At 30.5% G+C, this 13656-nt stretch carries 10 protein-coding genes and 2 pseudogenes; 10 read left to right on the plus strand and 2 right to left on the minus strand.

What is annotated here, in order from left to right; all coding sequences use genetic code 11:
* Positions 1-196 precede the first annotated feature (196 nt).
* From ACYEKI_RS14345 to ACYEKI_RS14355, 3 genes and pseudogenes are all read left to right on the plus strand, one after another.
* Positions 197-616, plus strand: a complete 420-nt coding sequence (locus tag ACYEKI_RS14345) for a transposase (protein WP_459211889.1) — start codon at positions 197-199, stop codon at positions 614-616.
* Positions 617-652: 36 nt separating this feature from the next.
* Positions 653-895: a hypothetical protein gene (locus tag ACYEKI_RS14350; RefSeq protein ID WP_459211890.1), complete on the plus strand. Its 243-nt coding sequence runs from the start codon at positions 653-655 to the stop codon at positions 893-895.
* Positions 896-907: 12 nt separating this feature from the next.
* Positions 908-1144: pseudogene (locus tag ACYEKI_RS14355) on the plus strand (transposase); the annotation flags it as partial.
* Positions 1145-1247: 103 nt separating this feature from the next.
* Here ACYEKI_RS14355 and ACYEKI_RS14360 read toward each other — a convergent pair.
* A complete protein-coding gene (locus tag ACYEKI_RS14360) occupies positions 1248-1937 on the minus strand; it encodes a hypothetical protein (RefSeq protein WP_459211891.1) in 690 nt (229 codons plus the stop codon).
* Between the two features lie 1256 nt (positions 1938-3193).
* On the opposite strand from ACYEKI_RS14360, the gene ACYEKI_RS14365 reads away from it, so the two are divergent.
* The 7 genes and pseudogenes from ACYEKI_RS14365 (at position 3194) to ACYEKI_RS14395 (ending at position 10749) form a co-directional block, all read left to right on the plus strand.
* Complete coding sequence (locus ACYEKI_RS14365; protein WP_459211892.1) at positions 3194-3586, plus strand: hypothetical protein; 393 nt, start codon at positions 3194-3196, stop codon at positions 3584-3586.
* A 225-nt stretch (positions 3587-3811) separates the two neighbouring features.
* On the plus strand, positions 3812-4429 hold the full coding sequence (locus ACYEKI_RS14370) for a YqaA family protein (protein ID WP_459211893.1): 618 nt from the start codon (positions 3812-3814) through the stop codon (positions 4427-4429).
* Positions 4430-4444: 15 nt separating this feature from the next.
* Positions 4445-5686, plus strand: coding sequence for a mechanosensitive ion channel family protein (locus ACYEKI_RS14375; protein ID WP_459211894.1), 1242 nt, complete (start codon positions 4445-4447; stop codon positions 5684-5686).
* 68 nt (positions 5687-5754) lie between these two features.
* Positions 5755-6033 (plus strand): DUF3817 domain-containing protein, encoded by a 279-nt coding sequence (locus ACYEKI_RS14380; protein ID WP_459211895.1) that lies wholly within the window; start codon positions 5755-5757, stop codon positions 6031-6033.
* A gap of 73 nt (positions 6034-6106) precedes the next feature.
* Complete coding sequence (recQ, locus tag ACYEKI_RS14385; protein ID WP_459211896.1) at positions 6107-8221, plus strand: DNA helicase RecQ; 2115 nt, start codon at positions 6107-6109, stop codon at positions 8219-8221.
* 131 nt (positions 8222-8352) lie between these two features.
* Positions 8353-10069 (plus strand): annotated as a pseudogene (dnaX, locus tag ACYEKI_RS14390) (DNA polymerase III subunit gamma/tau).
* A gap of 98 nt (positions 10070-10167) precedes the next feature.
* Positions 10168-10749 carry a MiaE family protein gene (locus ACYEKI_RS14395; protein WP_459211897.1) on the plus strand — a complete coding sequence of 194 codons (582 nt, stop codon included), beginning with the start codon at positions 10168-10170 and terminating at the stop codon, positions 10747-10749.
* A gap of 56 nt (positions 10750-10805) precedes the next feature.
* On the opposite strand, the gene ACYEKI_RS14400 is transcribed toward ACYEKI_RS14395, so the two are convergent.
* Positions 10806-13625 (minus strand): patatin-like phospholipase family protein, encoded by a 2820-nt coding sequence (locus ACYEKI_RS14400; RefSeq protein WP_459211898.1) that lies wholly within the window; start codon positions 13623-13625, stop codon positions 10806-10808.
* Positions 13626-13656 lie beyond the last annotated feature (31 nt).

Genomic DNA, 13656 nt, shown 5'->3' on the forward strand with positions numbered 1-13656 from the left:
CACAGGAACAACTGTATGTTTTTCTTCAGAGTGAACAGCCAATTACTCTGATGGGATTTTCACCCATTGGATTCCTATAGCCTCGTGGCACACCAACGTTCTGTGTATGGTGCGTATCCCGAAGGGTATGCACTATACACCGTGTGCCTGTTACACAAGTATTAGATAAAAATAGTATTATTTCGTAAATTGATATATGCAAGGCAAGAAGATTTATCAAGAAAAACTATTCACTCATTTTCAATTGAGTGATCGTATAGCCAAAACAAATTTCTATCGTCGATTAAAGGAAGTTATCCACTTAGATTTTTTATATGACAGTACTAAAAAGTTTTATGGTAATAGTGGTCAAAAAAGTATTGATCCTTTAGTATTTTTCAAATTGTGTTTAGTAGGTTACCTAGAAGATATCATTAGTGATCGCAAGCTTATCGAGCATTGTAGCATGCGATTGGATATTCTTTACTTTTTAGATTATGATCTAGATGAACAGCTTCCTTGGCATTCTACTATCAGTCGTACTCGACAGCTTTTTCCTGAAGCAGTTTTTGAGCAAGTCTTTACTCATATACGTACCTTGTGTGTGGACAAGGGTATGGTCAGCAGACATACTTAAGCCATAGACTCAGCTCCCATAAAAGCTAATGCTAGTATGGATTCTTTAGAATTAAAAGTTCCTGCTAATGAATTAGATGTACATTTAGCCAAGATCAGACATATTAGTAATAGAGATAAAGAGGTTTTTAGAAAAACTAAAGAAAATAAAGCTACTCAACAGCAAAGAACAATCACAGCTAATGCCAAAGAAAAGAAGTTTTCTGTAACCTATTATCGTGAACAATACGAACGAAATAAAACTAGAGTACATAGCAAGAAAGGAAAATATATGAAGTAAAAAAGACAAAGTACAGTTGAACCAGTCTTTGGAACGCTAACTCAATTTATGGGATTGAGAAAGATCAATACTATAGGTATACCACAAGCCAGTAAGGTGATGATGCTTTCTGCTATTGCGTATAATCTCAAAAAATACTTGAAAATCTCTAAAAACCTGAGCAAGAGTATTGCTAAAATCAAAACACCTAGTTATAAATCTCTATATGTTGAATTAGGAGCGTATTATATCTCTTTTAAGGAACTTTAATTTTATCAATTAAATATCCTTATCTCATAAGAAAACCCCTTTTAAAGAGCTTTTCTTCTTCTTTATATTTTATAATTATTGACTTGTGCAACAGTTACCATTGTTACCTACCGTTATTATTTATTTTTTCAATCCAATACTCCTCAAATTCCTCTCTTAGTGAGTCTTTATTTCGTTTAGGATAAATTTGCGGATAAATATGTCTGAAACCAAATCTATTTTGTTCTTCGGTTCTAAATTGTTGGAAATTTCCTTTTTCAGTTTGACTGTACATTATAAATTCTGTAGTGTCAATCATTTGTTTATTTCTGCCATAGAACGTTTTACTTAAAAAATCAATTCTTGAATCTTGATTGAAATCGTACAATTCAAATTCAAATCCCGTTCTAAATCTTCCGAAATAACTTTCACTTTTTGTTTTTAAGTCATAAATTAATTGATAATTCACGCTACAACCCAATCCTGTACAAGGCTCATTTGTAAGCACGAAACCAATTAGAGAGTCAGATTTATAAAGTTTGATTTGTCTCACGTTATTTGCAAAATTCACACTGTCAATGCTTTTTCCCCAATTATAATTCAGAGTAACTTTTTTTGATGTGTTTATTTTAGTTCCATTGATTATAATTTCAAGTGCGTTATCTTTCTCCGACCATTTGATTTCATTATCGGCAAGTTTAATCGCTGACTTTTTATCTGAATTATAAGGGTTATTGAAAATCAGAGTAGGTTCATATTTTTTAGGTTCGAGATATTCAGAAATTATAGTTCCGTATTCGATTTTTTTTGTCAAGTCAGTTTTAGGTTTAGTTCTTTTCTCTTTAGAACAACTAAAAATCAATATCAGTATGAATATTAATTTGATTACGTATTTCATCTAATGGTAGGTAACAATTATATATAGTTACCATGGTAACTATATATCTATTATGTAATTAGCTAAATTAGCAAATCTTACACATTTTTGAACTTTTTTATGGATCAATCTCAAAAGTTGTGGGAGAATTAGAATACTATATTGAATGATATATAAAGATTTTATATTTTCATTTAAAGACTCCTCAACTAAAACCCTTTAAACCTTTACATTTAGTATTTTACCTTTTAGAATATTTTGAAGTTAAAACACAGTAATTGTTTTTGAACGATAATTATGGAGATCATAGTAATAACGGATCAGTCTCAAAAGTTGTGGGTGAATTAAAATATAATAATGAATGTCGAGTACAGAGTTAGGATTAACGATAGTTGATTTTAGATTAATCGATCGTGGAGTCAAAGTAACGAATTTCACTCAAAAAAACATTTTAGATTTTAGATTCAATCTCACTTATCTCTCATCGCTAATCACTCGTCACTTATACAAAAACACAACAATTGTTCTTGACTCGTAATAACTGTGATCTTTTTTATCTATATAATGTAACATTTTATAAACTTATACCGTCATATAATTGTGGTTCAAAATTTATAAGGATTTTTTTATTCTTAAGGTTCTTTAAAAAAAAAGAACTTACCTCCTGTATCCGTAGGAGGTAAGTGTTGGGGAAAACAAAAAAAGTAAGGGAAAAATTGTAATTGGAATACGATTCAAAGATACAGAGGTTTATCAATATTTGCATACGGTTAAACCGTAAACCTTATGTGGTTGTGCTAGTAACTTGCTAAAAACCACCACTTAAACAACTAAAAAACAACGATTTAAATCATTAACTTGTAAAAATTAACTTTATAAAAAATACTCATTTTTTTCATAGAAAAAACATAATACACTGATTTACAAAGCTCTTGTTTTTATTTTTTTTTACGCTTTTATACTAGAAAACAATTATTAGACAATAAACTGTTGTTATTTTATCATTATAGTGATCTTAAATTATCCATTTATAGCGTATTCACTCATAATATTCTTTATTAATAATCTATCTTGTAAATGGATAATGAAAAAATAAAAAGAAACTTTTCAAAAGACTTTTTTTAAATCGATAATGGCTTAAATTTGCAGTGTAACTTTTAAGCCAGTAGGCAGAATATAGAATTCATTTTTTTATGATGCAAAAATTAAGATCGTTAGAGAACAAAAAAGCCCTTAAATTAATTGACAAAATATTGGCTGATATAGATCGTGTAGGAATCATTACAAATACTTTAATAGAAGACCTTAAAACATTAAGACCTTTTGCTATTGAAGAAGAAATTCCTTTGGTTGTTAAAGTAATTAGATTGACTTATGAACATATTGAAAAATATGAAACTTTTGCAATTCCAATTCCAGATGATGAGCCTATAGAAGGAGAAGAAATGATTACAGACGAAGCTGTAGTACCAGAAGAAAGTCTTTATTATGTAATTGCTCTTTTAAAAGATACCTCAAAAAAAGTTAACGTAGCAGATTTAAGAGTATACTGTAATGCCTTAATTGCTTATGCCGAAGAAAATTAATTCGTAGTTTATTATATATTAAAGATAAGCCTTGATTTTTCAGGGCTTATTTTTTTTACATCAACTATACTATTCTATCATAATATACGTTATAAGTTATCTATCTTATTTAAAAAAATAAATACACAAATTGTAAGCCTTATTAATTTATTTCGACGAAATTTCTGTCTATTAATGAATGATATTTAAAAAATAATTATTTTTGCCCCCTTTTTAAAAGAGTATATGAAGACAAATCAGAAGACGTTAAAAAAAACAAGATTACAACTATTACATCAATATTATAGTTATACTGGGTTTTATAAGTTTTTAGGTACTAGCTTAAAAAAAGCCTTACCTCCTATTCTTATCTTTATAGCAGCATTATTAGCTGTAAACTTTTTTGTAATCAACATTAATGATTTACTTATTCATGTTACAGAAAACTATTCCTATTTTGTAGTATTGAGTGTATTCTTTGCTTCAGAATCTTTATTAGGTTTAATTCCGCCAGAGATTTTTATTGCTTGGAGTGATAAGACTAGTAATCCTATATTCTATTTATCATTATTAGCTTTATTATCATATTTGGGTGGTGTTGTATCTTATTTTATAGGAAAAGCAATCACAAAAATTCCAGCTATTCATGATTATCTAGAAATAAAAATGGCTAAACATATTAAAAACACTCGCAAATGGGGTGGATTTTTAATTGTTGTAGGAGCTTTATTACCTATTCCTTTTTCTATTACAAGTATAGCGGCTGGAATGATTAAATACTCTTTTACTAGCTATTTATTATTTGGTCTTTTACGTTTCGTTAGATTTTATTTGTATGCAATTGCTATCTTTAGTCTAGTTTAGCATTCAAAACAATACATGAAAACATACGGAATTTCAAAATATTTTCACACCCTTTTCTTAGAAAAAGGGTTTTCTGATACTATAGCTGCTTACCTAACATTATTGGTAAGCATTTTTCTTATCCTAATAATCGTATATATTCTGGATTTAATACTGCGTAAAGCTGCTTTAAATCTATTCAGAAGATTTGCTATTAAGTCCAAAAATAATTTTGATGATTATTTAGTTAAAAACAAAACATTTGTCTTCATTGCCCACAGTATTCCTCTGGGTATTGTGATTTGGCTATTACCTGATTTATTTCATGATTTTCCAACTTTAAAACGTATCGTAGAAATCATCCTTGATATCTTAGCCATATTTTTAAGTATCTGGATTATACGTAGCATACTTAGAACCTTTAGAGATTTTTTAAAGTCCATAGATTCCTTTAAAGACAAACCTATAGATAGTTATATTCAAGTCTTTATGATCTTTGCATGGCTAATTGGTATTGTATCTGTTTTTTCTGTGATAACAGGTAAATCTATCTGGACATTTTTAACAGCATTAGGGGCATTATCTGCTGTAATCCTACTTATTTTTAAAGATACTATTCTGGGCTTTGTATCTAGTATACAAGTAGCTGTCAACGATACTGTGCGTATAGGTGATTGGATCACTATGTCAAAATACGGTGCAGATGGAGACGTTATTGAAATCAACCTTTCTTCTGTAAAAGTTCAGAATTTTGATAAAACTATTACTACTATTCCTACCTATTATCTCACTTCAGATTCTTTTAGAAACTGGAGAGGTATGTTAGATTCGGGAGGACGAAGAATAAAACGTTCTATTTTAATTAAGACGAGTAGTATTAAGTTTTTATCTGATGGAGAAATAAGCGAACTTAAAAAAATTGAACTTATTCAAGCGTATCTCGATCATCAGCAAAAAGAAGTGTCTCATTATAATACTTTGCAGCAAATAAATAAGGAATTACTTATTAACGGTCGTAATCTTTCTAATATGGGAGTTTTCAGAAAATATGCCGAATTATATTTAAAAAATCATCCTGATATTAATGAAAAAATGACGATTATGACTCGTCAATTAGCTCCTACAGCTCAGGGAATCCCTTTAGAAATATATGCTTTTAGTAATGATAAAGTTTGGCTTAATTATGAAAACATCGTTGCCAATATTTTTGACCATCTCTTGGCTGCTATTCCTTATTTTCACCTTGAAGTATTTGAACTGGATTACACAAAGAATTGAGTGTTTTTTCTCTTAATATCATCTTTTTGTGATGTATCTTTGCGCAATGCAATTTTAAACCCCGTAAGATGATAAAAAGTTTTAGACTCATCAGTATATTAGAAGGTATCTCATACCTACTTATCTTATTTGTTACCATGCCATTAAAATATATCTTTGAATCACCTGGACCTAACCAAATTATAGGTATGGCACATGGTTTACTATTCTTATTATATATAGTAATGGCTGTAATGGTAAAAATGGAAAAAAATTGGACTCCAAAAACACTGTTCATAGTATTACTCTGTTCCATTATACCATTTGGAACATTCTGGATGGATAAAAAATATTTAAGACAGGCTTAGGCCTGTTTTTTTTATAGCTGTTCTTCTCGTTTTTCTATAGGAATCAATTTTTCAATTTTGTTCCTTTGCATTTATGCTAGATCAGGAGAAATTAATACATACTTTAAAAGAATATTTTGGTTACGATAGTTTTAGACCTCTTCAAAAACAAATCATCGATAGTGTTTTTGAGAAAAATGATAATTTGGTCATTATGCCTACTGGTGGAGGTAAATCTATTTGCTATCAATTACCTGCTATACTATTACCAGGAATTACATTAGTAATTTCGCCTTTAATTGCATTAATGAAGGATCAGGTTGATGGATTAACGGCAAACGGAATTCCATCTGTATATCTTAATAGTAGTCAAAGTGAAGAAGAGCAACAAAAAATATATAGTGCACTTCATACAGGTAAAATAAAACTACTGTATATAGCTCCCGAGAGTTTAAGTTTTTTAGAAAGTATATTAACCACCACTCCTATAAGTTTAATTGCTATAGACGAAGCCCATTGTATTTCTTCATGGGGACATGATTTTAGACCTGCATATACACAATTAGCATTTTTAAAAAGTAGACTACCTCAAACTCCTATAATAGCTTTAACTGCTACAGCCGATAAAGCAACTCGTGACGATATTTGTAATCAATTAAATATTCCTAATGCCGTAAAACATATCGCTTCTTTTGACCGTAAAAATCTATCGCTAGAAGTACGTCCAGGAATTAATAGAATCAAGCAAATTGTCGATTTTATAGATGATCACCCTAACGAAAGTGGAATCATCTATTGCCTTAGTAGAAAAACTACTGAAGCTCTTGCAGAAAAACTACAACAATCTGGTATAGATGCCGCAGCATATCACGCGGGTCTTAACCATACTCAACGTGCAAAAACACAAGACGAATTTATCAATGATAGCGTTCAAGTTGTTTGTGCTACCATCGCTTTTGGTATGGGTATCGATAAATCAAATGTGCGATGGGTGATACATTATAATCTACCTAAAAACATCGAAGGTTATTATCAAGAAATCGGTAGAGCTGGGCGAGATGGATTACCATCTGCTACCTTATTATTTCATAGTTATGCAGATATAGTACAGCTACAAAAATTTGCTGACAATGCAGGTAATAAAGAGTTGCAATTTGCAAAGCTTGATCGAATGAAACAATATGCAGATGCTTTGAGTTGTAGAAGAAAAATTTTACTGAGTTATTTTGGGGAACATATAGAAAAAAATTGCGGTAACTGTGATATTTGTAAGAACCCTCCCTCCTTTTTTGATGGTACTATTCTCGCTCAAAAGGCATTATCTACTGTGGTAAGATTAAAGGAAGATGAATCATCCGGTACAGTAATCGATGTCTTAAGAGGGGCTCAAAATGCTGTTATTCATAATAAGGAATATCAGAATGTAAAGACCTATGGTATTGGTGCAGATGTTTCCTGGAAAGATTGGCAACAATATCTAATTCAGTTAATCAATTTAGGTTATCTAGAAATTGCTTTTCACGAAAACAATAAATTAAAGGTCACTCCGCTTGCGCGAAAAGTTTTATTCGAAAAAGAACAAGTTCAATTGGCAAATCTAGCCGAATTAGAAAAGAAAAAACAAGCGATCCCTAAAGAAACTAAAAAAGCTGTTGCAGATACGCTATTTGAACGTTTGCGTTTATTGCGTTTAAAACTATCTAAAGAAGCAGAGATACCAGCTTATCAAATCTTTAGTGATGCTACCTTAAAAGAAATGGAGCAACAACGTCCAATGACCGATGAAGATTTTATGCAAATTAGCGGAGTTGGTAAGCGTAAAATGCAAGACTATGGTTATCAATTTATCAAAGAGATTATAGCTTTTCACAAAGAGAAAAGAACAACTAAGAAAACAAAAAAAGGAAATACACATAAAGTAACATTGGAGCTTTATAAAAATGGATTATCAATTCCAGAAATCGCTATTGAAAGAAAATTAGCAGAAACAACCATTTTCTCACACCTATCAAAACTATATGAAGATGGCGAAGATATCGATTTACATCAGTTTGTAGATAAAGAAGAGTTAATAGCTATAGCTAAAGCTCAAAAAGAATTGGAGTCACCTACAGCATTAAAACCTTATTTTGAATATTTTGAAGAACGTATTTCTTATCAAGCTATAAGAGTAGCATTAACCATATTAAAAAAAGAAAAAACGACCTAGATAGCACCTGTTTTTTATTAAAATAAGTAACCGTCTTAAATTCAATTTTTTGTAAAAAACCAACAATTCTTTTTATAAAAAACATACTAAAATTAGGTTAAATATGAATCCAATTTTTAACTTTGCCATGTATGGAGCACTTTATAGTATCAGCACGAAAATACCGACCTAAAACTTTTAAAGATGTTGTAGGGCAACAGGCTATTACTAATACATTACTTAATGCTATTGATAATAACCACCTTGCTCAAGCTTTACTCTTTACTGGACCTCGTGGTGTAGGTAAGACTTCGTGTGCTCGTATATTAGCAAAAACAATCAATCAAGATGGAACAGAAAATCCAGATGAAGATTTTGCTTTTAATATATTCGAATTAGATGCTGCTTCAAACAACTCTGTTGATGATATTCGTAACTTGATTGATCAAGTTCGTATTCCTCCTCAAGTAGGAACTTATAAAGTATACATCATTGATGAGGTTCATATGTTATCTCAAGCTGCTTTTAATGCATTTTTAAAAACACTTGAAGAACCACCTAAACACGCTATTTTTATTTTAGCAACTACAGAAAAACACAAGATTATCCCTACGATATTATCTAGATGTCAAATCTTTGATTTTAAACGTATCACTGTTACCGATGCTAAAAATCATTTGATAGAAGTTGCAAAAAGTGAAGGTATCACTGCCGAAGAAGATGCATTGCAGATTATAGCTCAAAAAGCAGATGGAGCTATGAGAGATGCCTTATCAATCTTTGATCGTGTTGTAAGTTTTAGTGGTACCAACCTTACAAGACAAGCTGTAACAGAAAACTTAAATGTTTTGGATTATGAGACTTACTTTAAGGTTACAGATTTTATCATAGATAATGATATTCCACAATTGCTTATTGAGTTCAATACTATTTTGGCAAAAGGATTTGACGGACATCATTTTATTGCTGGATTGGCTTCTCATTTTAGAGATTTATTAGTCTGTAAAAACGAAGCTACCATACATCTTCTAGAAGTAAGTAAGCAAACCAAAATGATGTATTATGAGCAATCAAAAAAATCACCTCATGAGTTCCTAATTACAGCTATTGAATTAGCTAATGATTGTGACCTCAGATATAAAACAAGTCAAAATCAACGTCTCTTAGTCGAATTATGCTTAATGCAACTTGCCTCTATCCTTACCGATGGAGGAAAAAAAAAATAAGCAACCTTATATAATTCCGCCTGCGTATAAAAAACTAGTTGAATCCCTTTCACAAAAGGATTCGGCTACGTCTTCTGTTTCAGAAGATACTCCTGAAACTTCAAAAGAAGAAAACCAAGTTCCAGCTACAACTCCTGTTGAACCACAAGAGCCCCCTAAGATTTCGCTTGCAGAAAGTCGTAATTCACGTTCTTCTGGTCTTTCTCTAAGTAGTATTAGAAAAAGGAAAGAGATGCTAGAAAGTCGTGTCGAAAAAGTAATCGACCCTAATAACCTTCCTAAAAAGCCATTTACTCAAGAAGAAATGATTTTCGCTTGGCGAGAATATGGTGCCAAACAAGATAAAAAAGGTGAAAAGATTGTAGGTTCTATGTTTGCCATGAATACTCCTACTCTAGACGGTATAACAATTTGTCTTGAATTACCTAATGAATCTATGAAAGTAGATATGGAAGCAGCGCAATCTGGACTTTTGCAATATATGTATCGTGAAATGGAAAATTTCAGCATTGAAATGAAAATCACGGTAAACGAACAGGCTTCCAAACGTCATGCTTTTACACCTCAAGATAAATACGAAAAGTTGAAAGAAATTAATCCATTGATCGATAAATTACGTGTGTCTTTTGACTTAGAGTTATAATCGCTTTAAAAGTATCTTTTCTATTTAGATTTAGACCTTATCATTTTTAAGAGCCATAATTTATCTTTAATTTTGTATTCTATTACAAAAACATATATATGTTAGGTCTTAAACTTCCTACAGATCCTAGATGGGTAAATATCGTTGAAAAGAATATTGAAGAAATTTTAACCGATCATGCTTTTTGTGAGCAAAAGGCTACTTCTACTGCTATTTCTTTAATCGTTTCTTTTCCTGAATATTCAGAATTAGTTGACGAAATGACAAAATTAGTCAAAGAAGAAATCAGTCATTTTAAAATGGTGCATGATAAAATATTGGCACGTGGATTTGTTTTAGGAAGAGATCGCAAAGATGAGTATGTATTAAAACTTGTTACCTTTTTTCCAAAAGGAGGTTCTCGTACTACACAACTAGTTCATCGCTTATTATATGCTGCTTTAATCGAAGCTAGAAGTTGTGAACGCTTTAAGTTACTATCTGAAGAACTAGAAGATAAAGAGTTGGCAGATTTTTATCGTAATTTAATGGTAAGTGAAGCTAATCACTATACTATGTTTTTAAATTTTGCTCGTAAATATGGTGACCGTAAAGAAGTGGATCAAAAATGGCAAGATTTACTCACATTTGAAGCTGAGATCATGAAGAATCTCGGTAAAAAAGAAACTGTACATGGATAATCTCATATATACTAAAGGCAACCTATCTAGGTTGCCTTTAATTTTTCAATATGCTTTTACGCATTGTCATCTAATATCTTTTTATGCAACGCTTTTGTATTTTCTATAAAATACCACCCTTCGTCTACATTTTGTAAATCAATCTCTATAATAGGATTGATATGATAATGTATATTCTTTAATGCATAGAAAAGCATTTGATTTTTATTCTCTAATTGCTCATTTAAAGAAGGTAAACTAGTATTTCCTATTTGAATTTTCTCTACAAAACCATCATATTGTTTTTCTATCTCTCTACGCATTTCTAGAGGTTTCAAATTAGGATCTATATTATTGGGTATTTGTATTTTTTCTTTGGTTACAATTTTGATATTATCTATTAAAGTTGGTGATGTTTTAAACATAGGAGAAAATTGCGCGCTTGGTATTATTTCATTTTCTTCAACTTCACTTATATAAGTGGCTAAATTCAATTGAAAATAATGTTTATATCTCTTTCTTCCATTAATTTTTACTTCTTCTATAACAGCTTTGTAAATAACTCTGCCATTAGTTGTATAAACACTAAGTTTTCTAGGCTCTTTATCATTACTTAAAACAGCTAAGGTCACTTTTGACAATGATATATAATTTAAATCGTTTATAAATTCTTTTCCTTCTTTAGGAAACGTCCTATATATCAAATATAAAAAGCCAAAACTTATAGGAATATACCTTCTCCAATTTAAGCTTTTGATCAAGGGAGTTAATATTTTTTTAATTCTTTTTATTGATAATGGTATTAACTCCTTTTGTAATTCACTTATATATTTTCTTCTCTCATTATAAAAACCTGTAGTATTAATCTGTTCTTCATAATACGTTTCTATAAAATTATTTGTCGGTACTATAAATGCTTTTCCTTCTCTAAAACCATGTTTTTCTTCTCTTAATGCATAAAATGTGCTTAACCTAGCAAAATCAAAAGCATAGTTTCTGGCTCTTTCTGAGCCAAATCCAGCAAATGCAGCAATTTCTTCTCCTGGTAAACGTAAAGTCTCTAGATGTTTATTTATAGGTAAAATAGCAGCTCTAGTGGCTTCAAGTTTTTTTCCTTGAGTGTTTAATGAAAAATCTATTATTATATTAAATACAGTTTTTGCAAAAGTTTCTTGTGTAGATTCATCATCCTGTATTTCTAAATAAGTATAGATATAATTAGTATTCATACTCTTTAGCAATGCACCTTCATCTGTTTTGGACAATGCTACAGCTTTATCAATTTCAGCTTTTAAAGCTTTTAACTTTTCTTTGTTAATTATACTACATATATCTTCTTCTGTATTGTTTAAACATTTTTTTTTCAGTTCGTTTAAGAAATATACAATTGGACTTCTGGTTCCTAGAGAGATTGGATGATATTTAAGATTTTTATCTATTTTATTAAATGCTTCGGTTAATAATCGAGCATCTATTCTATCCTTAAACGTATTTTCCTCTAGATACGCTTCAAATGTAGTTCTTAGGTGTAAATTTTCACGTACATCATTAATCTTCTGCTCTTCTTTGATATTCCCCTGATTCCTGAGTACATTGGCTATACTCGATACTGCACCAATAAACTTATCAAACTCTTTATTAAATTCACTTTTTCTTTCCTTTTGTTTTATCGGCTTATAGGAGTTTTGTTCAAAAGGATGATGTTCATTAACACGAACTATAGGGTCAACAAATAACACTAATCGTTCTTCATGTTCTAGCTCGCTATCACGTCCATAATCTTGAAAACTTCCTAATTTAAACGCTTCTTTTATAGGTTCGTTATTAAAGGTTCCTCCATCCATATAAGGAAAATTAAAAATTTCATAATCAATCTCGTTTTCTTCGTTTGCAGTATTAAAAAACACATTATGTTTCGATACTTCTCCTCTAGTTTCATTAAGAATATCTGTATATGCTTTAGGCCAATATGTATCTATTTTTTTGTCTCCTTCTTGTTTATCTTTAAGATCAAACTCTTTTTTAAATCGCCTGAGCATTACTGGTTCAAAAGCTATAGGAAAAGCTCCACAAGCTATAGCCGAAGCTGCTAATTCTGCCCAAGCTTCATTTGAATATACATTAAAATGCATAGGATTATCATTCGTATTTGCTCTAGAAAACTTTAACCATCTATGATCTGTTGGTCTCTTTTCATTTTCGTTAAAAACGAAATCTATAATTCGTAATTCTGTATGATTCTGTGATCCTATAGATTTCATTACATTCTTTTCTAGTTTACTCTTGTTATTAGAGTATTTTATAACATCTATTGGTAATAAGTTTGTTAATGAACAAGCAAATACTATTCTATTTGTATCCAATACCTGTATAGCATTCTTATCTACTATAGGCGTCAATAGAAAATCCTTAGTTAACTTAATCAAATGATCACGGTCTAGCAACCCAAAAGAATCGTTATATTCATATTTTTTAGTTTTTGTACGCTCACCATACAAATCTTCAATGGTTACTTTCTTTACCCACAATTCTTTTTGTATTAATTGTGCCAACTCTAATGCCTTTAACGCTTCAATCTCCTCAAACGATTGTGCTTTATTAGTATCTCCTTCATAATATGCATTTGCAATATTTTCAAGCAGATCTTCTTCTGTTTTGTCAATTTTGGATAACATTGATTTATAATCGATCAAGCATCTTAACATAATTGTTAATGCTATAGCTCCAGCACTTGCTCCACTTATCCCGTCTACTATAATTTTTTTATAAGGTTTATTTTGAGCATCACGTCCATAGAGGATTAATAATTTTAAAGCTTCTGTAAGTGCCGATCCAGAAAAAGACCCTAAAGAAACACCGCCTCCCATTGCTAAACAAACACGCAAAGTTTTACCCATAACTAATTGATTTTATATGATTTACAATAAC

The sequence above is a fragment of the Aquimarina rhabdastrellae genome (assembly GCA_947387485.1).
Lineage (GTDB): Bacteria > Bacteroidota > Bacteroidia > Flavobacteriales > Flavobacteriaceae > Aquimarina.

What these genes read in the sequence shown, in the direction of transcription:
- ACYEKI_RS14345 (WP_459211889.1), top strand. Translation starts at nt 197, where the DNA reads ATGCAAGGCAAGAAGATTTATCAAGAAAAACTATTCACTCATTTTCAA.
- ACYEKI_RS14350 (WP_459211890.1), top strand. Translation starts at nt 653, where the DNA reads ATGGATTCTTTAGAATTAAAAGTTCCTGCTAATGAATTAGATGTACAT.
- ACYEKI_RS14365 (WP_459211892.1), top strand. Translation starts at nt 3,194, where the DNA reads ATGATGCAAAAATTAAGATCGTTAGAGAACAAAAAAGCCCTTAAATTA.
- ACYEKI_RS14370 (WP_459211893.1), top strand. Translation starts at nt 3,812, where the DNA reads ATGAAGACAAATCAGAAGACGTTAAAAAAAACAAGATTACAACTATTA.
- ACYEKI_RS14375 (WP_459211894.1), top strand. Translation starts at nt 4,445, where the DNA reads ATGAAAACATACGGAATTTCAAAATATTTTCACACCCTTTTCTTAGAA.
- ACYEKI_RS14380 (WP_459211895.1), top strand. Translation starts at nt 5,755, where the DNA reads ATGATAAAAAGTTTTAGACTCATCAGTATATTAGAAGGTATCTCATAC.
- recQ (WP_459211896.1), top strand. Translation starts at nt 6,107, where the DNA reads ATGCTAGATCAGGAGAAATTAATACATACTTTAAAAGAATATTTTGGT.
- ACYEKI_RS14395 (WP_459211897.1), top strand. Translation starts at nt 10,168, where the DNA reads ATGTTAGGTCTTAAACTTCCTACAGATCCTAGATGGGTAAATATCGTT.
- ACYEKI_RS14400 (WP_459211898.1), bottom strand. Translation starts at nt 13,625, where the DNA reads ATGGGTAAAACTTTGCGTGTTTGTTTAGCAATGGGAGGCGGTGTTTCT.